Annotated in this window: 15 protein-coding genes and 1 pseudogene; 6 read left to right on the top strand and 10 right to left on the bottom strand. The window is 49.0% G+C overall.

Features of this window, described 5'->3' with window-relative positions:
- Nucleotides 1-35: 35 nt before the first annotated feature.
- The 4 genes from ACFQ1Z_RS11000 to ACFQ1Z_RS10985 all read right to left on the bottom strand — a co-directional run bounded on the left by ACFQ1Z_RS11000 (nt 36) and on the right by ACFQ1Z_RS10985 (nt 5303).
- A complete protein-coding gene (locus tag ACFQ1Z_RS11000) occupies nt 36-1892 on the bottom strand; it encodes a ShlB/FhaC/HecB family hemolysin secretion/activation protein (RefSeq protein WP_379057622.1) in 1857 nt (618 codons plus the stop codon).
- A 161-nt stretch (nt 1893-2053) separates the two neighbouring features.
- Nucleotides 2054-4660, bottom strand: a complete 2607-nt coding sequence (pepN, locus tag ACFQ1Z_RS10995) for an aminopeptidase N (protein WP_379057621.1) — start codon at nt 4658-4660, stop codon at nt 2054-2056.
- 143 nt (nt 4661-4803) lie between these two features.
- Nucleotides 4804-5061 (bottom strand): hypothetical protein, encoded by a 258-nt coding sequence (locus ACFQ1Z_RS10990; protein WP_379057619.1) that lies wholly within the window; start codon nt 5059-5061, stop codon nt 4804-4806.
- 62 nt (nt 5062-5123) lie between these two features.
- Nucleotides 5124-5303, bottom strand: coding sequence for a hypothetical protein (locus tag ACFQ1Z_RS10985; protein ID WP_379057618.1), 180 nt, complete (start codon nt 5301-5303; stop codon nt 5124-5126).
- A 242-nt stretch (nt 5304-5545) separates the two neighbouring features.
- Between ACFQ1Z_RS10985 and ACFQ1Z_RS10980 the strand changes: the two genes are divergently transcribed.
- The gene (locus ACFQ1Z_RS10980) at nt 5546-7801 is read left to right on the top strand and encodes an AAA family ATPase (RefSeq protein WP_379057617.1); all 2256 of its coding nucleotides are present in this window, start codon (nt 5546-5548) and stop codon (nt 7799-7801) included.
- 9 nt (nt 7802-7810) lie between these two features.
- On the opposite strand, the pseudogene ACFQ1Z_RS10975 reads toward ACFQ1Z_RS10980, so the two are convergent.
- A pseudogene (locus ACFQ1Z_RS10975) lies at nt 7811-8023 on the bottom strand (zinc ribbon domain-containing protein YjdM); the annotation flags it as partial.
- Nucleotides 8024-8209: 186 nt separating this feature from the next.
- Between ACFQ1Z_RS10975 and ACFQ1Z_RS10970 the strand changes: the two are divergent.
- Complete coding sequence (locus tag ACFQ1Z_RS10970; protein ID WP_379057616.1) at nt 8210-9619, top strand: phospholipase D-like domain-containing protein; 1410 nt, start codon at nt 8210-8212, stop codon at nt 9617-9619.
- Between the two features lie 28 nt (nt 9620-9647).
- Here ACFQ1Z_RS10970 and ACFQ1Z_RS10965 read toward each other — a convergent pair whose 3' ends face one another.
- The 3 genes from ACFQ1Z_RS10965 to tkt form a co-directional block, all read right to left on the bottom strand.
- Nucleotides 9648-9983: a zinc ribbon domain-containing protein YjdM gene (locus ACFQ1Z_RS10965; protein ID WP_379057615.1), complete on the bottom strand. Its 336-nt coding sequence runs from the start codon at nt 9981-9983 to the stop codon at nt 9648-9650.
- A gap of 105 nt (nt 9984-10088) precedes the next feature.
- Nucleotides 10089-10964, bottom strand: coding sequence for a PA4780 family RIO1-like protein kinase (locus ACFQ1Z_RS10960; protein ID WP_379057614.1), 876 nt, complete (start codon nt 10962-10964; stop codon nt 10089-10091).
- A gap of 125 nt (nt 10965-11089) precedes the next feature.
- On the bottom strand, nt 11090-13072 hold the full coding sequence (gene tkt / locus ACFQ1Z_RS10955; RefSeq protein ID WP_379057612.1) for a transketolase: 1983 nt from the start codon (nt 13070-13072) through the stop codon (nt 11090-11092).
- A gap of 273 nt (nt 13073-13345) precedes the next feature.
- On the opposite strand from tkt, the gene fae reads away from it, so the two are divergent.
- On the top strand, nt 13346-13897 hold the full coding sequence (gene fae, locus ACFQ1Z_RS10950) for a formaldehyde-activating enzyme (RefSeq protein ID WP_049639931.1): 552 nt from the start codon (nt 13346-13348) through the stop codon (nt 13895-13897).
- Between the two features lie 56 nt (nt 13898-13953).
- Here fae and ACFQ1Z_RS10945 read toward each other — a convergent pair whose 3' ends face one another.
- Nucleotides 13954-14970 carry a Gfo/Idh/MocA family protein gene (locus ACFQ1Z_RS10945; protein WP_379057610.1) on the bottom strand — a complete coding sequence of 339 codons (1017 nt, stop codon included), beginning with the start codon at nt 14968-14970 and terminating at the stop codon, nt 13954-13956.
- Between the two features lie 125 nt (nt 14971-15095).
- On the bottom strand, nt 15096-15728 hold the full coding sequence (locus ACFQ1Z_RS10940; protein ID WP_379057609.1) for a response regulator: 633 nt from the start codon (nt 15726-15728) through the stop codon (nt 15096-15098).
- A 116-nt stretch (nt 15729-15844) separates the two neighbouring features.
- Between ACFQ1Z_RS10940 and ACFQ1Z_RS10935 the strand changes: the two genes are divergently transcribed.
- The 3 genes from ACFQ1Z_RS10935 (at nt 15845) to ACFQ1Z_RS10925 (ending at nt 20669) form a co-directional block, all read left to right on the top strand.
- Nucleotides 15845-17107 carry a hypothetical protein gene (locus ACFQ1Z_RS10935; protein WP_379057607.1) on the top strand — a complete coding sequence of 421 codons (1263 nt, stop codon included), beginning with the start codon at nt 15845-15847 and terminating at the stop codon, nt 17105-17107.
- The gene (locus ACFQ1Z_RS10930) at nt 17104-18987 is read left to right on the top strand and encodes a sensor histidine kinase (RefSeq protein WP_379057606.1); all 1884 of its coding nucleotides are present in this window, start codon (nt 17104-17106) and stop codon (nt 18985-18987) included. The genes ACFQ1Z_RS10935 and ACFQ1Z_RS10930 overlap by 4 nt, the downstream gene beginning before the upstream one ends.
- A 140-nt stretch (nt 18988-19127) precedes the next feature.
- Nucleotides 19128-20669 (top strand): PEP-CTERM sorting domain-containing protein, encoded by a 1542-nt coding sequence (locus ACFQ1Z_RS10925; protein WP_379057604.1) that lies wholly within the window; start codon nt 19128-19130, stop codon nt 20667-20669.
- The last annotated feature ends 86 nt before the right edge of the window (nt 20670-20755 follow it).

Below are 20755 nucleotides of genomic sequence, written 5' to 3'. Positions count from 1 at the left end.
GATCATCTCACCTTGTGTTGCCTGGTCTGTGCAGGCTAAAAGCTGACATTCAAATTAAAACCAGTGACACTGCCATCGGCATTAAAACCATCCGGCACATGTAGTGGTTGCCCCCAGAACAAGTCGTAATTCAATTGGCTGCGCTGGACGGAAAAATTACCGCGCAAGCCGATCACCGCCCCCGCCAGTTGCTTACCCGGCAAAAAACGCGTGGATTGCCCGCCTACTTCACCGTAATCGATGCCTATATAAGTGGCATGGCTACTACTCGCAAATGGCATTAACAGGTCGTTGCGCAAGAACCATCCATGGTCACCAAGCAACAATTGCTCGCCATTAAATCCACGCACGGTATAACGGTTACCGATACTGAAACGGTCTTGCGGTGTAAGGGGGGTATGGTTGCTTTGAGCACGCAGATTGGCGCTGTATTGAAAAGTCTGGGCACCCCAAGGCATAGGTAGCTCAAAAGGCGTTCTGAAATTGATATCCGCCAGCCACAATCTCATGCGAGAAGTGCCCTCCCCATTGGCTTGCTCAGGTGCAGCCAGGCTCTGATATGCACCTGTGCCCCGACGGAAAGCCAGGCGATAATCAAGCACAGCCTGACCTAAATACCAACTTTGTTCTAGCCCATATTCAAAGCCTGCAACACGGCGGTGCTGGGTCTCGATTTCAGTGTCATTAATATAATTACTGGAGCTACGGACAAAGGTTTTGACTGACAGCGAGGTTTTATTAAATGCATTACGAAATACCATGCGGCCTAGTTTGGCTTCTATGTTTTCACTCTCGCCGCTGAAAATATAGCTTTGGTTAATACCTGCCACCTGCTGGTAAAATTCACTGTTAGAGGCGCTAACACCGAACATCCAGTAATCCCAAGGAATGGCATAACTAACGGTAGTGCTTTTATTGCCACGCCGGCCATCCTCGCCCCCACCCAGATCCTGGTTATGGCTGACATATAGCAAATCATTCAGCGTGGTGACACTATCCAGTGAAATGGTGACACCACCTTGATAGCGCCCGGTCGAACGCACGCCACCATCATCAGCACTCAATGTCACCCTCGCCGGAAACTGGCGCTGATATTGAATCACGACATCACTAAAACCCGGCCCCTGCTCTTCATCGGCACTTGCTGGTTCAATGCGGATATCCGCATCAGCAGTGGGAACGCGCTTAAGATTCTCCAGTGCCTGTTCAATATCGCGCAGGTTTAACAGATCTCCCGGCTGCATAGGCAAAGCGTTCCATAACGAAACATGCGGATTGGCGCCCGCCGCCAGTTTTATCTTGTGAATAAGGCCAGGAACCACAGTGAGTGCTAACTGCCCGCCACTTAAATCCTGCGGCCCGACCAATACCCTGGTTGTGACATAACCACGGGCAATAATGCGATTCTGCACCCTGGCCACTACAGCATTAATGCCTTCTACCCCCAGGCAACGACCTAATATTGGCTTGCCTTTTTCCCCGGCCTTTAGCGTTTCATCGAGCGCAAATTGAAACGGTGTGGTTGTAGGCAAGGTTGAGTTAGCCGTCGCCATGCTGATTGCCTGGATAACAAAACAAGGTGACTCTTCAATAGGGATGACTACTGAAGGTTGCATGGCTGATTTCTTTAATTGCTCGCCAGCATCCCTGGCATCTACATTAGGTTGTTGCTGTTGATCAATCTGCCGCAAACGTTCCTGCTGGCGCAAGTATTGTTGGGCGTTCTCATCAGGTAAATTAAGAGGTTCAGCTGCTAAAGCCACAAAGGAAAATCCAGAGCAAATGCTAATTAATAAAAGTATTAAGGCATTCACTAGACTTGTGGGTGATGGCGCAAAAGCTCGAATCTTCTTTTGTGGAAATACCCCGATTGATGGAAGCATGCCGTACATACAAAAGTTAAACTATGTTAAAAAAGCAAACCATACCATTGATTAACTTTAATAACAAATATTAACAATTGATAATCCAATCTCAGTCAGGCATTAACTATCAATGACGCAAAAAATAAAAGGGAGGCGATTGCCTCCCTTTTCAAACATCCCAGTTATTTTTAAGCGTTAAGACTTTTGCTCACAATCTCAAACACATCACCTGATAAGTTTGGCGTTGCTTGTATTGCTTCTAGCGCTGCTTTCATCAGTGCCTGCAAGGCAGGTGTATAGCGTTTCCACTCGCGCAGCGGTGTGACCATACGCGCGGCGATTTGCGGGTTGATGGTATTCAGTTCAATGATCACGTCGCGTAAAAAGGCGTAGCCTTTGCCACTAGGATCGTGAAATTTCACCGGGTTGTTGATGGCGAATGCGCTATAGAGGGAACGCACACGGTTAGGGTTTTTGATATTGAAATCCGCATGGTTTCGCAACATGGTCAGATCTTCAAAAATCTGCTCACGGTTGGCGATGGCTTGCAGCGAGAACCACTTATCAACCACTAAAGGGTAATCTTTAAAGCGCTTGTAGAAATCGGCCAGCACCTCAGCCCGCTGCGGCTGGCTGCTATCAGACAAACTCGCCAGGGCAGTGACCCTGTCAGTCATATTATCCGCCGCATCGTAATGTGCTTTGGCGCGTGCAGCACAACCGGTGCCATTGGTGGATGTGAGTATCTCCAACACTGCAGCCTGCAACGCCCTGCGGCCCATGGCTTCAGGGGTGATGGAGAAGCTGCCCGGATTACCATTCGCGTCATACAGCGCCGCCAATGCCTCTTTATGCGCACGTTTAATCTGGTGGACGATAGCCGTGCGTGCGGCATCGATCGCAGCCGGGTCTATCACCGCCTGATGCTGGGCGATCACGCCTATCATAGGCAAGGTCAGTGCACGTGCCAGCAAAGCTTTATCGCCAATGCCTTGCAGGCCTTGTGCTATCAACGCGCCCACATCAGCGACGTATTGCGAGATATCTGCAGCCGGATCTTTCATCACGCGCTCAATGGTGCGCAACGCCAGGGTCTGGCCTGCTTCCCATTTGTTAAAGCCATCGCTGTCATGCACTTGTAGCAGGCGCAAGTCATCATCGCTCAGATCAGTTTCCAGTTTCACCGGTGCCGAAAAGCCGCGCAAAATAGAAGGCACAGGCCTGCCGGGCAGATCAGTGAAAGTGAATGTTTGCTCTCGCGCTGTCAATTCCAGCACCTGGGTTGGCAATACTTCCTTGCCGTTGGCATCCAGCAGACCAACCGCGACTGGAATATGCAAAGGCTGCTTATTGGTTTGTTCAGGCGTATCCGGTTGTGATTGCTTAAACGTCAGCGTATAGCTTTGTTTTGCTGAGTCATAAGCACTACTGAATTGCACGGTAGGCGTACCGGCCTGTTTATACCAGCGGAAAAACTGTGACAGGTCGCGGCCGGACGCATCCGCCATGCACTGCACAAAATCGTCGCAGGTCACGGCGTGTCCGTCATAGCGGTCAAAGTACAGATCGGTGGCTTTGCGGAAAGTCTGTGCGCCAAGCAAAGTATGCTGCATGCGTATCAGCTCAGAGCCTTTTTCGTAGATGGTCTTGGTGTAAAAGTTGCTGATCTCGATAAACTGGTCGGGCTGAACCGAGTGTGCCAGCGGGCTGCCATCTTCAGGAAACTGCAAGCGGCGCAAGCCATTGACATCGTCGATACGCTGCACCGCACGCGAGTTGAGGTCAGCACTGAACTCCTGATCGCGGAAAACGGTAAAGCCTTCCTTGAGCGAGAGCTGGAACCAGTCGCGGCAAGTCACGCGGTTACCGGTCCAGTTGTGAAAATACTCGTGAGCGATCACGCCTTCCACACTCATAAAATCACTATCGGTGGCGGTTTCCTGATGCGCCAGTACAAGCGCGGTATTGAAAATATTCAGCGAGGTGTTTTCCATCGCGCCCATATTGAAATCACTGACGGCGACGATATTGAACAAGTCCAGCTGGTACTCGCGGCCATAGACTTCCTCGTCCCACTTCATGGATTTTTTCAGTGACTCCATGGCATGGCCGCACTGTTTTTCGTCCCCCGCCCGCACATAGATATGCAGGTCCACCTGGCGGCCAGACATGGTCGTAAACGTATCCGCCACACGCTGCAAATCGCCGGCCACCAGCGCAAACAGATAACAAGGTTTGGGGAAAGGGTCATGCCAGACACGGAAATGACGCCCATCCGGCAAACCGCCCTCTTCCTGCAAATTACCGTTTGAGAGCAACACCGGATACAACTTGGCATCCGCCTCAATCCGCACGGTGAACACACTCAGCACATCAGGGCGATCTTGATAGTAGGTAATCCGCCTGAAGCCTTCGGCCTCGCACTGCGTGCAATAGTTACCCTGCGATTGATACAAGCCTTCCAGCGCAGTATTCGCCGCCGGGTCTATCTCGCTGATGATGGTTAAGATGAATTCATCGCCGGGATTCACTATCCTCATCTGCCCATCTTCTATGGTATAACTTTCAAACCGCTGACCATTCAATGCCACCGAAAGAATGTTTTGCTCTTCACCATCCAGCACCAAGTCATTTGAAACGCCCGCAGGATTTTTCGCGTATTTCACTTCAGATGTGACTATGGTCTTGCCCGGCAACAGGTTAAAACTCAGATTCACATACGCGGCTTGATAAGGCGCAGGGGTATAGTCTTTGAGGTAAATGGTTTTGGGTGCTACTGCGTTTTCTGTGCGCATGGGAATGGCCTGAGAATAGAAAATATAAAGGATTATATTTGAGAGTTGGCTCAGGCCAATTGGTTTAATGCAATTGCATGCAAATGTTGCTACAAATTATCATGAATCGGGCAGCAGTTATCCATTTTGGCTAGCCAATGCTGCTATTTGGTAATTTCAAGCTCATCCACAACGCCGTCATTAACGACAAATTCAGACACCGGATGCCCGCCCTGATAAAGCTTAGCCACATTGGCATCAGTGGCAGGCACGGTAATGCGGGAATTATTGATCATAAAAACGGTGAAGTACTTGTTGGCGTTTTTATCGTAGTGTTCCCAAACAGAAAATACATCTTCAAGATACAAGCCAGCGATCTCCAACCCATCCAGGTGGAGATCTGTTTTATTAAAATTGTTCATTACATTCGATTCAGAGAGTTAACTTTGCAGCGGTGAAACCAGTTTGATAACGACGAAGCTACTTAGTTGCGAGAAATATCTTTAGTCCTGGTGTGCGATACCGCTTTCAGTATGCCGATACCTGTGAGAATCACAGAAGCAATAATGATGTACAAATGCGGTACCCCTGCTTCAACCAACGCCCATGCAATCCCGCCAATCAAGATAGCGAAGCCGATAAGATATAGAACGAACGATGACATACAGCCTCCTCATTAATTAGATTTTTAGCACTTAAATGATAGTTTTTACGAAAGATAGTGGTATCAGACAGATGCTGAAAACAATGTAGGAAAAATGGAAACTGTCTAAAGCTTGAATAGATGTGTTTAGCTGGATTAAGGAAGTGATTTAGTCAACAAAAATAACGCAAATTGTTTTTTTCAAAACAAATTGCTAAGATGAATTAAATTTATATTAATGCAAATTTTAAAGCTAACTCATTATGCTAACTAAAATAAATAAAATAAATGACTTTGGCGTTTTCAAGAATATTACAAGTGTAGCTACTCCAGAATTCAAAATTTTCAATCTTATATATGGATGGAATTACTCTGGTAAAACAACTCTTTCCAGAGTTTTTCGTTGTCTAGAAAAAGGCCAGCTACATCCAGACTATCTATCGGCCACTTTTGAATTTCAAGGCGATCCAAATACAACCTATACACATAATTTTGGCCTAATTCCGAATATACGAGTTTTTAACTCTGACTTCATTAAAGAAAATTTAAAGTGGGACTTAGATGATTTTGAACCTATTTTCTTATTGGGCGCTGCAAACATCCAATTACAGGCTGAGCTAAAAGCAAAAGTAGAGGCTTATGATCAAGAAGGTAAAGATATTCATGATGCTAAAAAAACTCGCAGTGAACGACAAGCTAAAATTAACAAGTCCTTAACGGACAAAGCCCGTGAAATATCATCACTACTAAACTTAGGTAGGAATTTTGATCGCGATAAGCTAAAGCAAGTTGTCGAATCAACAATCATATTGGAAACAAATTTCAAACTTTCAGAAAATGATTTTAATAAATATAAAGTACAGGCAATCTCTAGCGAGCAAAAGCCTTTGATTGGTGAAATTCAAATTGCAATTAGTGAACTGCAATCACTTATTAACAAGGCTCAATCCACTCTACGCACGCAACTTTTAACAAGCAATAAAATAGAAAAGCTCATTAATAACAAAGAGCTTAGTGATTGGGTTGAATCTGGACGAAGCTTGCATGAAAACAAAGTCAATTGTGAATTTTGTGGCAACACGTTGCCTCCTAGCCTATTATCAAGATTAAATGAACACTTTTCTGAAGATTATGACAATTTGAAATCAGATATACAAACTCAACTTCAAAAGCTTCATCAGGCTCTAATAACCACAATCCAAATTCCTGCAGAGACGGCTTTCTATACTGATCTTGTAATTGAGCTAAAAGAAATAAAAAAATCTTTTGAAGAAGAATTGGCTTTTTTTAATCAAACTATTCATCAAGTTATCTTTCATTTAGATAAGAAAAAAGACAAGCCTTTTGATAAAGTAGAATTACCTTCCCAGCTTGACAACTCACTGGCATTAAAAAAATCCCTAATCGCGTTAAATGAGCTAATTAATCGGAATGATAAAAGAACCTCAGAGTTCACGTCTGAAAAGAATCTTGCAGTACAAAAACTGAAGGAACACTTTGGAGCCCTCTTTGAAGAAACAGAGCAATACTCAAAAATAACGACAGAGATAGATAAAGAAGAAAAAAATATCCAAAAAAGGGAAAGAGATAATCAGGAGCTAGCTCAAAACATTAGACTTATTAGGTCACAGCTTGACGACACCGTAAAAGGGGCTGTGAAAATTAATGAACACTTAAAAAAATTCTTTGGTAAAGATGACATTGAAATCATACCCACACCAGAAAAAAAATTTAAATTGATCAGGGGTACCGTACCAGCCAAAAATCTCAGCGAAGGTGAAAAAACTGCAATAGCATTTGCCTACTTTATTGCAAAACTTGAAGAGCAAAATAATATACTTTCGGACACAATTATTTATATTGACGATCCAGTATCAAGCTTAGATTCAAATCATTTATTCAATATTTACTCATTCATAAAGAATACATTTTACGAAATAGTTATAGATCCAATTACTAAAAAAGGATCTCACACGGTTAAATGTAAGCAACTATTTATTTCAACTCACAACTTCGATTTTCATAATTTGATTGTTGATTGGTTTTCAAAAACAAAAACTACAATGCATTCATACTTTGTAGTTGAAAGACACAAAAATCAACATACTGATGCATCGTCTATAAAACCCAATACAAATCTTTTAACGGCATTTAATTCAGAATATAACTACCTCTTTTATTTGCTTCGCAACTTTCAGAAGAACCCTGTCGATACTTATGAATTCCTCTATCACTTACCAAACATTGCAAGACGATTTGTTGAGACCTTCTTAAACTTTAAATACCAAAGCCATATGAATATTGACTCAAGTATTTATAAATTAATACTTGACCCAGTCGAATGTGAAAGAACAAGAAAATTTTTGCATTATCACAGCCATAGCTTAACAACGGACAAGTTAATAAAGTACGCGGACTTATCTGAATGCCAAGATGTAATTACCATCATAATGAATTCAATAAAAACTAACGATCAAACTCATTACGACTCTTTAGAGGATGCAATTAGTAATGCTTAACCGCCTTTGTCAGGTCTGCTTCACCAATTCCAATTTCAACTTCATCGCGCCTAAGACATCAATCTTGCAATCGATATCGTGATCGCCATCGACCAGGCAAATATTTTCCACTTTAGTACCGACCTCCACCACTGATGAAGATCCTTTGACTTTAAGGTCTTTGATCACGGGGATGATATCGCCATCTTGCAACACATAGCCGTTTGCATCACGTACAACTTCACGTCTTCTGAACAGCTATTCTAAGGGTGCCGATTGAATGACTTTCTTGTTTATCAATCTAGCTTAAATCTTATGAATCATTTGTAGGCGTCACCCCGACTTCTTTATTGCATCGCTTAGACTACACTTCAGCATTTCTGCATCTCGGTTTATGACTCTCCCATGACTTTTGCAAACATGCGTTTGATGACAAATATAAGCCTTTCTCAAAACGCAGCCACATTCATCACGTTGCTGCTGGGTCTGCTCACTCAAAGCTGTGCCGTGATCCCTGATCACGAACGCGCACTTGAGAAAATCAACCCGCAGGCTCAGCAGATTGAGATCGTCGGTGCAAAAGATACCCTCTCCCAAGCCAAGGTTGATAAGGCGCTGCAAAAGCTCTCGCCTGACGAGCAGATTCGGGCTTCACTTGAGAATCACCTCAAGATAGAACAAAGCATCTCTGATAGTCACTTGTTTGCCGATAATGCATTCACATTGCTGGTGGATGGCGAAACTACCTTTGGCAAAATGAAAGAATTGATAGGCCGCGCCGAGAAAAACATACATCTGGAATATTTTACTTTTGAAGATGTGGATCTGGGTGGGGTGACACTCAAGCCATTATTGCTTGAAAAGCTGGCTAAAGGTGTTGAGGTGCATGTGATTTATGATGCTTATGGTTCGCAGCAAACGCCGCCCGAGTTTTTTGAATCTCTGAAAAAAGCTGGTGCCAAAATCACGGTGTTCCATCCGCTGGAAGGCGCATCACTCAAGCAAATGAACCAACGCGACCATCGCAAGATATTGATTGTAGATGGCAAGGTGGCGATCATAGGTGGCGTGAATCTGAGCAAAACTTATCAGAGCAAGGGCTCATTCAAAACCTATAAAAAGGAAACGCCCAACCCTTTAACCGATGCGGCCTGGCGCGATATGGATGTGCTGATTCAAGGCCCTATTCTGGCTGACATTCAGCGCGTATTTCTGGAAAACTGGGATCAGACACAACCATTAGACCAGACACACTTCTTCCCCAAGTTGAGCAAACAGGGCAGCCAGTTTGCACGTGTCATCGCCACACCAGCGACCAAACGTAAAGATACCGACTCGCCTTATTACCTCTCCATGCTTTCAGCCATTGAAAGTGCCGAAGACCGCATCCTGATCAACGCTGCCTATTTCGTACCGACCAAGGCGCAATTAGAGGCGTTGGTGAAAGCGGCCAACCGTGGCGTGCGTGTGGAATTAATGGTACCCAGTTTTACTGATTCCAGCTTGTCACTATTGGTACAGCGTTCCAGATACAGCCTGCTGCTGGAAAACCACATTGCGATTTATGAAATGCAAGGCCAGGTGTTACATGCCAAGACCATCACTATTGATGGTGTGTGGTCCGCCATCGGCAGTTCAAATTTTGATTACCGCAGTGCCGGCATCAATGCAGAAGTAGACGTTGTGATTTTGGGCAAAGAAATCGCCAGGGGACTGGAAGACCGTTTTAAAGAAGATATGAAAGATGCAAAAAAGATAACGCTGGAGGAATGGCAAAAACGAGGTCTTCTGGAGCGGATCAAACAGCGATCAGCGCGGATCTTTGAAGGCTTTTTGTAGCATGCTATACCTTGCAAGCCAACTTGAGTTAAGCCTTTTTCACAAACTCTGACTTCAGTTTCATCGCGCCAAAACCATCGATCTTGCAGTCTATATCGTGGTCGCCATCCACCAGGCGGATATTTTTTACTTTTGTGCCTACTTTCACTACCGACGAAGAGCCCTTCACTTTCAGGTCTTTGATGACGGTGATGCTGTCGCCATCCTGCAGCACATTGCCGTTGGCATCGCGCACGACTTTCACTTCATCTGCAGCGGCCGTTGTGACTTTGCTCCACTCATGTGCGCATTCCGGGCATATGTACTGATCGCCATCTTCATAGGTATATTGAGACTGGCATTGTGGGCAGGCTGGGTAGGACATAAGAGCTTTCTGAATACTTTAGTTTTAAACCGGGATTTTACTTGGTAATTAAATAATTACCTTGTGCTTGATCAACTCTGCACAGATAGATCGACTAAACAGCCTTTAATACCGCTTAGGTTTTGGCAGGGCTGCTTTGGCTTCTGCCAAACGCATTTGCCGCGCGGCTTCTTCATCGCGCGCCGCGTCTATCACCCGCACTACACTGTTTAAGTCGACCGGCTGTTGATCGGCTTTGAAATGGCCGGTCAGCACGGTTTCTGATGTCAGTTCGCCGTGCGCATATAATGCCCAGATCTCCTGGCCATATTGTGTGTCCAGCAGCTCAGGCGCGAACTGGCCGAAAAAATCCGCCAGATTCCTCACATCACGTTCCAGCATGCTCTTAGCGTGATTATTGCCCGCAGCATCTACCGCCTGCGGCAAGTCTATGATCACCGGGCCAGCGTCGCTGAGCAGGATATTGAATTCGGAAAGATCGCCATGTACGATACCGGCGCACAGCATGCGCACCACTTCTGTCAGCAGGGTCTGGTGATGCTGCCTGGCCTCTGCAGCGCTAAACACCACATCGTTAAGCCTGGGCGCGGCATTGCCTTCGGCGTCAGCCACCAGGTCCATGATCAAAACGCCTTCGTAGAATTGATATGGCGTTGGCACGGTGACGCCGGCTGCGGCTAGCCTGTACAGGGCATCGACCTCTGCGCTCTGCCAGGCTTGTTCTTGTGCCTGCTTGCCATATTTTGAACCCTTGGCCATGGCCCGCGCCTGACGGCTGCTTTTGACTTTGCGGCCTTCGGTGTAATCAACACTCTGGCGAAAGCTACGTTTATTCGCTTCTTTATACACCTTGGCGCAGCGCGTTTCACCGCCACAGCGCACCACGTATACCGTGGCTTCTTTGCCGCTCATTAATTGGCGTATCACCTCATCGATGATGCCGTCTTCAAGCAGTGGTTGTAATCTTGGCGGGGTTTTCATAGCGTATGCGAATAAGAGAGGTGCTCAGGGTAACATTAAACTGCTGGCAGATAGGGTGATAGCGTAAGCATCAATAAAAAAACCGCTTCCTGGGAAGCGGTTTTTTAAACTGCGAATCTGTTTAATTACAGAACAGATTTAACAGTGTTGACTACGTTTTCAACTGTGAAACCGAAGTGTTTCATCAGTGCGCCGCCTGGAGCGGATTCGCCGAAGGTATCGATACCAACAACTGCACCTTCCAGACCAACATATTTACGCCAGAAGTCTGGGTGAGCAGCTTCAACCGCTACACGAACAACGCCTGGAGTCAGAACGCTGTCTTTGTAAGCCTGGTCTTGGCGGTCAAATACGTTAGTAGATGGCATTGAAACCACACGCACTTTAGTACCGGCAGCGTTCAACTCAGCAGCAGCTTTCACAGCCAGATCCAGCTCGGAACCGTTAGCGATGATAATCACTTGTGCTCCAGCTACATCAGAGAATACGTAACCACCCTTGCGGATCGCTTCGAAGTCTTTAGCGTCGTGCTTGATACCTGGCAGGTTTTGACGAGACAGCACCAAGCTGGTCGGGCCGTCTTTCTTCTCAACTGCAGCAACCCATGCAACGGTTGTTTCAGTTGCATCAGCTGGACGCCATACATCCATACGTGGGATGTAACGCAAGCCAGATGTGTTCTCAACTGGTTGGTGAGTCGGGCCGTCTTCGCCTTGACCGATAGAGTCATGGGTCAGCACGTAGATCACACGTTGATGCATCAACGCAGACATACGCATGCCGTTTTTCATGTAGTCAGAGAACATGTGGAAAGTACCGCCGAATGGCAACAAGCCACCGTGCAGTGCTACACCGTTCATGATCGCAGCCATACCGAATTCACGTACACCGTAAGAGATGTAGTTACCTGGTTCTTTCGCATCTACGTGTACAAAGCTACCAGTTGAAGTCAGGTTAGAACCAGTCAGGTCAGCTGAACCGCCGAGGAATTCTGGCAACAATGGAGCCAAAGCGCCGATCGCATTTTGTGAAGCTTTACGTGAAGCAACACCTTCTGCTTTTTCGTTGATCGCAGCGATGATCTTGTCTGTTTCTGCTTTCCAGTTAGCTGGCAGGTCGTTGTTCATACGACGTTTGAACTCTGCTGCTTCAGCTGGGAATGCTTTTTCGTAAGCTGCGAATTTGTCATTCCAGTCAGCTTCGCGCTTAGCACCTTTCACTTTTTGGTTCCAGCCTTCGTAAACGTCAGCAGGAATCACGAATGGCTCATGCGCCCAGCCGATTTCAGCACGTGTAGCAGCAACTTCAGCGTCGCCTAATGCAGAACCGTGGCAGTCATGTGAGCCAGACTTGTTTGGTGAACCTTTACCAATGATTGTTTTACAGCAGATCAATGAAGGTTTGTCGGTGACTTTTTTCGCTTCGTCGATCGCTTTTTGGATTGCGTCCTGGTCGTGACCGTCAACAGAAACAACGTGCCAGCCGTAAGCTTTGAAACGGCCTGCTGTGTCGTCTGTGTACCAGCCTTCGATGTGACCGTCGATAGAAATACCGTTGTCATCCCAGAAAGCAACCAGTTTGCCCAGGCCCCAGGTACCAGCCAGAGCACACGCTTCGTGAGAAACGCCTTCCATCATACAACCGTCGCCCAGGAACACGTATGTGTAGTGGTCAACGATGTCATGGCCTGGCTTGTTGAACTGGTTAGCCAGCAGTTTTTCAGCCATGGCAAAGCCAACAGCGTTAGCGATACCCTGACCTAATGGACCGGTAGTGGTTTCAATGCCTGGTGCATAGCCGAATTCTGGGTGACCAGCACAGCGTGAGTGCAATTGACGGAAAGTCTTGATATCTTCGATACCTAAATCGTAACCTGTCAGGTGCAGCAATGAATAAATCAGCATAGAGCCATGGCCGTTAGACAAAACGAAGCGGTCACGGTTAGCCCATTGCGGGTTAGTAGGATTGTGGCTCAAATTGTGGTTCCAAACCACTTCAGCGATCTCCGCCATGCCCATAGGTGCGCCTGGGTGACCGGAGTTTGCTTTTTGTACAGCATCCATGCTCAAAGCACGGATAGCATTGCACAAGTCGACACGTGTTGCCATTGTTTTCTCCCAAATGAAAATAAGAGCGGTCTTACACAAAAAGCTGCAAAACCTTGATTGAATTCTTTAAAAAGGGCGAGAAACCGGCCCTTTTACGGAAAGGGTAGATTATTCCTTAGAACCCGTTTTTCATCAAGGGTTAAAGCCATTTAATTGTTGCCGGCAACGGTAGCAGTGAAATCTAAAAGCTGTTAAATCACCGGCTGGCGATAGCCATGCCTGGCGTTTTCCCCTACCATGTAAAAAACGTATTGATCACAAAGGAGTATGTAAATGTCTGACGATAGAATCATTATGCGTGTGGGTGAAGCCCTGGTTGCTGGCGGCCCACCGGGAACCGCAGCCGAGCCGGAAGTCGCCATTGGCGAAATGAATGGCCCTATGGGCACTGCTTTTGCCAACCTGCTCGGCGACCAGGTCAAAGGCCACACCCGCGTGTTGGCGATCATGAACACCGACATCATGGTGCGCCCGGCGACACTGATGGTCAGTAAAGTGACGGTGAAAGACCCGCGCTATACCAATATCCTGATGGGCACTGTGCAAGGCGCGATCGCCAATGGCGTGCTCGATGCGGTGCGTAGTGGCGATATCCCCAAAGAAAAAGCCAATGACCTCGGCATTATCGTTTCAGTCTGGTTAAGCCCGGCCATCCTGGAACAGGAAAAGATAGACCATAAAGCCTTGTTTGATATTCACCGCGAAGCGACTTTCAAGGCGATCCAGAAAGCGTTACGCAATGAGCCCAGCATAGACTGGTTGCTGGAAAACCAGGAAAAGATCGTGCATAAGTATTATCAGATGGGTCTGGACAATAAAATCTAGTCCGGCCATAGCGCAATAAAAAAGGATGCCTGAGCATCCTTTTTTTATTTTTAAACCTATTGATCCTTAAGCGCAGCAATCACCATTTCAATCGCCCGGCAATTGCCTTTGGCATCTTCAAACGTCAGCAATGGCGCTTTGTCATTTAGCACACAGTCGCTGAAATGCTCGATCTCGAGGTTAAAGTGATTGGCTTTAGGCAACACCAGGGTTTCCGATTTGCCCCCTGCCTCCCAGCTGATCACCGGGTCATCGGTCGGATAGCTCCACATATTGTGGCACTTGATCCAGCCTTTATCGCCTATCAGCTCATATTCGGCTTTGCGGCTGCGCTCAAAGCTCACATCAAACTGGCCAAAACGCGCCCGCCCTTGCGCATCCGGCCCAAAGTCCAGCACGCCGCTGGCGACCACGTCGGCACCATGCTCATTTAACTTGCCGTATGCGACGACATTGTTCGGCTCGGCAGGTGCATCGCCGCCGCCAAAACACCAGCGCAAGGCGTGAATCGCATAAGGGCCTATATCCCACAAGGCACCGCCACCATTAGCCATACTGCGGTTGATGCGATACATGCGGGCTGGTGGCATCAGGAAAGAAAAGCTGGCGCGGCAGGAAAGCACATCGCCGATCAGGCCTGAATCTACCAGCGCCTTGATTTTGGCATGCTGCGGATGAAAGCGGTACATAAAGCCTTCCATCACTTTCACGCCTTTAGCTTTGGCGGCGGCCTCGATCTTGTCTATATCTGCCAGCTTGGTGGTCATGGGTTTTTCAATCAGGATATGCTTGCCGGCATTGATGGCTTTCAGCGCCCACTCGGCATGCTCCTCGTTGGCCATAGGGCAATACACCGCCTGCACATTGCTGTCGTTGATCAGGCTATCCATATCGTCATAGCAAGTGACACCAGTGGCATCAGGCGCGTATTTATCGAGTATGGCTTTAGCGGCACCGGCACGGCGGCTGCCTATCGCCACCAGTTGTGAATTTTTCGCCGATACGATGGCTGGCAGCAAACGCTCATTGACACGTGCGGCACCTAAAATGCCCCATTTAAGTTTAGTTGTCATGGATACTTTCCGGTTTTTTATTTGCATGGATTATACCCCGCAAAAAGACGGGATACCGGCAGCTAAAAAACAGCGCCATGATGAGCAGACAAAAGCTGGCACAAATAAGTGCCAGCAATTGCAGATTAAATCAGCCCCATTTTCTGCGCACTGATCGCTGCCTCGGCACGGGAGGAGACATTGAGTTTGCGGTAGATTTCCTTGACGTAACCGGCGATGGTATTGCGTTTGAGACCCAGCATATTGGCGGTTTCTGCCATGGTCATGCCTTTGGCGATGATAGAAAGCACTTCTTTTTCGCGCTCAGTCAGCAACTCTTGCGACGGCTGGCTATAGGGTTCATGAAAGTGGCGCAATAATTTTCTGGCGATGGCTGGCGACAATGGTGGCTGGCCGGTGACAATGCCGTTCAAAGCCTGCACCAGCGCATGCTGCGGCTGATCCTTCAGCAGATAGCCATGTGCACCAGCGCGCAATGCCGGGAAAATATGCCTATCGTCGTCAAAAATGCTGGCAACTACACAAATCGTGTGCGGAGAGTGGCGATTAAACCATTCAATCACCGTAATGCCGCTGCCATCTGGTAGACTTAAATCTATTAAAGCGATATCGACTGGCGGGCCAGTAGAAATGACAGCGATCGCCTGGGCGATATTATTTGCAGCAGCAATCGAAATGCCGGCAAAGCTCTTGTGTAATACTTCTGATAACCACAGTTGTGACTCTGGCGTATCTTCAAGTATAAATGCGGTTTTCATCGGGTGGCCAGCTCGTGTGCGCTCTAACAAATTAGAGTGACTATATACGAATTTAAAATGAATACACTCCCGCAAACGTGGGGGCTTACATACAAACAACAAAAATAATCAGCACCATGACCTACCTATACACGCAAGTCGCTAAGATGCACCCGCCAGCATGGCTGATGTTATGCGCGTCATCCATCGCCGCCCCGCATGCTTTTGCCACTGAGAATATCCCCACCGCGTCCTATTTTGCACTCGATACCATGGCGCCCGAAAGCAGCTGGGCTATCCGTTTTGAACAGCGCAGCAGCCATTTCGATGCGCGTTATGATGACCGTGGCCATCTATCACCGCTAGGCAGCAGTTTCGATAACATCAACCTGAATGCCAGCATGTTTCCCGCGCTGGCAGCACTAGGGCCAGGCGCTTCGCTGGGCAGCACGCGTTTTGATCACAAAACCGAAAACCGCATCAGCATCCTGACCATAGGCTATGGTTTGACGCCCAACCTGACCATAGGCGCAATCATCCCTTATGGCATTTCGCAATCGCGGGTCAATTTTGCGGTCGATGGTGGCAATGTCGGCTTTAACCCGGCTTTCAATGCCAGCCAGCCTATAGGGCCTGGCAACTTTCCGTTCGCCCCGGCCGGTGGCGGCATTGCGCCCATGGGCACTGCCGGCGTGCAAAACATTTTGACCAACCCTGCGTTCGGTTATCAATATAAAGCGCTGAAAGACAGCCGTAGCGAAGGCTTTAGCGACCCTACGCTGGGCCTGTTATGGCGCGCGGTGAAATCACCGGCTGAAAGCCTGATCCTGGGCCTGGGGCTACGCATGGGCCTGGCAAAAAAAGATGACCCGGATAATTTACTCGATACACCCTTAGGTGATGGCAGCACTGACATACGCAGCCGGGCGGAATATTTTTATGACCTGGGTAGCAACTTTGATTTGCGCCTGCTGGCCGATTACAACTGGCAATTCTCGGACAAAGCGCGCATGCGCATTCCAGCATCCAGTCAGGGGCTGGCATTGGCAAGTTCAAAACAAACACTGGATCGCGATCTCGGAGATTATTACGAGGCAGATATTGAAGTAGGCTATCGCTGGTCGAACTGGCGATTCGCCACTACCTGGCATAGATTCCAGAAGAAATCAGATGAGTATCGCTCCACCCTGGGTACGGATACTGCACCGCTGGAAGCTTACACTGACCGGCGCGCAGATCAATACCGCGTCAGCGCGACCTGGAGCGGCGTGCAGGCATGGCAGCAGGGCAAATTAGCTTTACCGGTGATCGTAAAACTGGAATTCCAGGATACCTATGGCGGCCGTAACTTTGTCGATGTGCAGGATATTTATCTGCAAGTGATCACCCTGTTCAAATGAAAAAACGTACGCAATTGCAATCCTGGATACTCATTATTGGCTGGTTGCCAGGCTTGTTGCTGAGCCTGAACTCAGCGCTGGCCGATGACGCGCCTGCACATTTACCGGGGATAGAAATAAGCCAGGCAGCATTTACCCTCAGCGATAGTGAAATACCGCCCGAGGTACAGGCGGCCTGGTCTCCCGCCAGCTTGCCAGACCTATGGAAGCTGTCGCACCCTGACACTTTCGGCACGGGCTGGTACCGCTTTCAGTTCAATTACCCTGGCCTGGATACTCAACAAATTTACGCCTTATACCTTTCGCGCTTGAGCCTGAATGCCGAGGCCTACCTGAATGGCAAGAAGATAGGCTCCGGTGGCTCATTCAGCGAACCGGTGTCGCGTAACTGGAACCGTCCGCTGTTATTCACCATCCCGCCCGACACCTTGAAAGCAACGGCTAACACGCTATATATCCGGGTGATCGCGCCGCAGCACTCGCAGGGCATGCTCTACCCGCCGCAAATCAACCAGTTGCACCTGTTGCAGCCGCAATATGAGAAGGCGCGATTTATCCGCATCACCCTGAACCAGACTTCCAGCCTGCTGATCGTCGGCATAGGCCTGCTGATGCTCAGCCTATGGTGGCGGCGTAAACAGGACACCGCTTACGGCCTGTTCGGGCTGGCGGCTTTTGTCTGGGCACTGCAATCGCTCAATTTCTACATCATCACGGCGCCACTGCCCACCCCGCTGTGGGAGATACTGGTGAATGCCAGTTTCCAGGCGATCGCTACCTTGTGGCTGATCTCACTGCTGGACTTTGTCGGCATCCGTTTGCAAAGTTTTAATCAACTGTTGTGGGGGATATTGATTCTGGCCCCGCTGACCTTGCTGCTCACCCCAGCAGACTACTTTATGCTGGCGACCGATTTCTGGCATCTGATTACCATGCTGGTAGTGATCTTTGGCCTGGCCTTGCTGGCAAAAACCGGTTTTATTGACCGCAATAAAGACGCCAGACTATTGCTGCTGACGCTGAGTATCATCCTGCTGTTTGCTTTTCATGACTGGCTGATACACACCAATGTGCCCGGTATCAATGCCTGGCTGATCACCGAAGAAGAGTATCTGATGCAGTTTTCAGCACCGGTGCTGTTCCTGATCGTCGGGCTGATGATGACTTCACGCTATGTGGGTGCGCTCAACAATTATGAGCAGCTGAACCAGGAGCTGGAACAACGCGTGATCTCCAAACACCAGGAGCTCAACGATAACTTTCAGCAACTGCAATCAATACTAAAAGAGCAGGCCACGCTGGAAGAGCGTGAGCGCATCTACCAGGACCTGCACGATGACCTGGGTGCCAAACTGCTGACGCTGGTCTACCGCGCACAAAACCCTAACAATGCCGAGCTGGCGCGCTCTGCGTTGCAGGATCTGCGTGATGTGGTATCACGTGCCGGCGATGAAAGCAGCGCATTGAACGACATCATGGCCGATTACCGCATTGAATGCGAAAAGCGGCTGGCTGACGTACAGATACAACTGCTGTGGGACAACCAGATAGCGGATGCCAGCTGGCAGCTCACGCAACCGCAGGCCTTGAATCTGGGCCGTATCATCCGCGAGACCATCTCCAACGTCATCCGCCATGCGCAAGCCACCCAACTGGCGGTCGCCTTGCAGTCCACCACCCATCACCTGCTGCTGCAGATAGAGGACAATGGCATAGGCTTGCCTGCAAACAGCGACAAATCGGCCGGGCGCGGTTTAAGCAATATCCAGAAACGTGCCGCATTACTCGGTGGAGAAGTCCACTTTGCCGCCAGCGCCAGCGGCGGCTTAAAACTCAGCATTTACCTGCCGTGGCAACTCATCTCGCGGCAGCCGGCCTGATGCAGCTGGGCTAGCCTCACCCTACCCGGTTATCCAAGTTCACCCCCCTGTTCTGGGGGTGCACGTTTCACACGCTATCCGTTACCCTTATCAGTAAATTAGAACAATGCTAACGGCTACTTATGAGAGAGGATGGCAATATGGATCGCACAACACCAGGATTATCGCTGTGGGGGATGGCATTCAGCCTGCTGCTGCCTTTCGCCTCGCATGCCAGCGAGATCGCGACCAATATACAATACACCTTCAGTGAAACCGCTGATTTCAGCGCCGGCATAGACAAAGCGATCACGCTGGATGCAGCTAAGATAGACGCGCGCTTGCTGAACAGCCGTTTAGGTACCTTCAGCAGCGGCGATCTGGTGTTCACTCTCAATGCCAACCACAGTGTCTCCATCAACGACCCCGGCGTCGCCACATTCCCCAGCGAAGCGCGGAACCTGATCCAGGTCAACGGCGCTGCATCAGCCTCAGGAGCATTGCTGCCTGAAGCGGAATCGCTCAACATAGGCGCGACCTGGTTCTGCGCTTCGACTTCGCTGCAGTGTAATAGCAACCAGGCTTTTAGTACGCTAAGAACCAGCACACAAAGCCTAAGCCTGCCGGCAGACCCGGCCACACTGCTCACGCCTATACGCTTGCAATCGGGCATCAGCTCGGTGACGCCGCTGGGAGACAGCACTCTCAATTATGGCAAGCTGCATTTGAACGGCTCCTTGCAGCTCAATGCGCTGTTCACGGCCAAAACTACTAGCCAATATGTCAGTGACGCCTTGCAAGCGACGGCAAGCAGCAGCGGCAGCCAGCGCTGGGGCGCAGCCGCAACCGATATCCAGGCCTTGCGCAATGGCAGCTGGACCGATGTGGCCGTCGCCAGCAACCTGCAAGCCAGCAAGACACCGAGCCTGGAAGCCGCACACCGTTTACTGGCCATTGCGCGCGACAGTGCCACCATCTTAAACAGCGGCAGCACTACCGGTGCCAGCTTTAACTCTGACTTTACGCTGACCAAACAGCTATGGAATGTCGCCGCGACGGCTGAGCCAGCGCTAGGGCGTGATGTGGCGGGCAGCAGCAGTGTTAGCTTCGATACCACGGACCTGGCGGCAGAGATCGCCGTGCTGCGTATGGTATTGGATGGCGCGGATGACACCAGCTTTGTGGCCGGGGTAGCGCATGCACTGAACAACCCTTTGAACACGGGCTCAGCGCCGGTATTGTCGTTTGACGGCTCGCTGATCGGCCTCGCAGGTGCCACCATGTCAGTGTTTTATCTGGGTGACAGCAGTGGCCGGGTCGAAGTCGAACTGGGCGCGGCAGATCGCTACGCATTCTGGCGCACGGCTTACAGTTTCGACAGCATCGCTTTTCTGCAAGGTGCGCAACAAGGCGTCACCGTCATTGGTGGCAACTCTGGCGGCACCCAGATTGGCCTGGGCGAATATGGATATGTGGGCGAGATCTACAACGACGAATTGTTTTATTTGAGTGGCAACCAGGCTGCGGCGCGCCTGCAATTAAACAACTTCTATGACAACAAGCTTTTAGTGGTTGCCAGCTGGGCGGTGACGGCGGTGCCTGAACCCAGTGTTTACTGCCTGCTGCTATTCGGCCTGGTGCTGGTCGGGCGCATGAGATCGGGCGCATCAGAAAGATCAGCTGAATACATGTTTCACCAATAACAATAAACTGATGTTACTTAGCTGCAGCAAGCTTTAGCAGACCCTGGTGGCCTGCTAAAGCTTGCAATTTTTTCTGCTGCCCCACA

It is taken from the genome of Methylophilus luteus (assembly GCF_042676265.1).
Lineage (GTDB): Bacteria > Pseudomonadota > Gammaproteobacteria > Burkholderiales > Methylophilaceae > Methylophilus > Methylophilus luteus.
The sequence above is the reverse complement of the archived record's forward strand: the minus strand, read 5'-3'. Positions and strand labels throughout refer to the sequence as shown.

Excerpts from the sequence above, each read along its gene's own strand:
- ACFQ1Z_RS11000 (WP_379057622.1), bottom strand. The coding sequence starts at position 1,892 with ATGTACGGCATGCTTCCATCAATCGGGGTATTTCCACAAAAGAAGATT.
- pepN (WP_379057621.1), bottom strand. The coding sequence starts at position 4,660 with ATGCGCACAGAAAACGCAGTAGCACCCAAAACCATTTACCTCAAAGAC.
- ACFQ1Z_RS10990 (WP_379057619.1), bottom strand. The coding sequence starts at position 5,061 with ATGAACAATTTTAATAAAACAGATCTCCACCTGGATGGGTTGGAGATC.
- ACFQ1Z_RS10985 (WP_379057618.1), bottom strand. The coding sequence starts at position 5,303 with ATGTCATCGTTCGTTCTATATCTTATCGGCTTCGCTATCTTGATTGGC.
- ACFQ1Z_RS10980 (WP_379057617.1), top strand. The coding sequence starts at position 5,546 with ATGCTAACTAAAATAAATAAAATAAATGACTTTGGCGTTTTCAAGAAT.
- ACFQ1Z_RS10970 (WP_379057616.1), top strand. The coding sequence starts at position 8,210 with ATGACAAATATAAGCCTTTCTCAAAACGCAGCCACATTCATCACGTTG.
- ACFQ1Z_RS10965 (WP_379057615.1), bottom strand. The coding sequence starts at position 9,983 with ATGTCCTACCCAGCCTGCCCACAATGCCAGTCTCAATATACCTATGAA.
- ACFQ1Z_RS10960 (WP_379057614.1), bottom strand. The coding sequence starts at position 10,964 with ATGAAAACCCCGCCAAGATTACAACCACTGCTTGAAGACGGCATCATC.
- tkt (WP_379057612.1), bottom strand. The coding sequence starts at position 13,072 with ATGGCAACACGTGTCGACTTGTGCAATGCTATCCGTGCTTTGAGCATG.
- fae (WP_049639931.1), top strand. The coding sequence starts at position 13,346 with ATGTCTGACGATAGAATCATTATGCGTGTGGGTGAAGCCCTGGTTGCT.
- ACFQ1Z_RS10945 (WP_379057610.1), bottom strand. The coding sequence starts at position 14,970 with ATGACAACTAAACTTAAATGGGGCATTTTAGGTGCCGCACGTGTCAAT.
- ACFQ1Z_RS10940 (WP_379057609.1), bottom strand. The coding sequence starts at position 15,728 with ATGAAAACCGCATTTATACTTGAAGATACGCCAGAGTCACAACTGTGG.
- ACFQ1Z_RS10935 (WP_379057607.1), top strand. The coding sequence starts at position 15,845 with ATGACCTACCTATACACGCAAGTCGCTAAGATGCACCCGCCAGCATGG.
- ACFQ1Z_RS10930 (WP_379057606.1), top strand. The coding sequence starts at position 17,104 with ATGAAAAAACGTACGCAATTGCAATCCTGGATACTCATTATTGGCTGG.
- ACFQ1Z_RS10925 (WP_379057604.1), top strand. The coding sequence starts at position 19,128 with ATGGATCGCACAACACCAGGATTATCGCTGTGGGGGATGGCATTCAGC.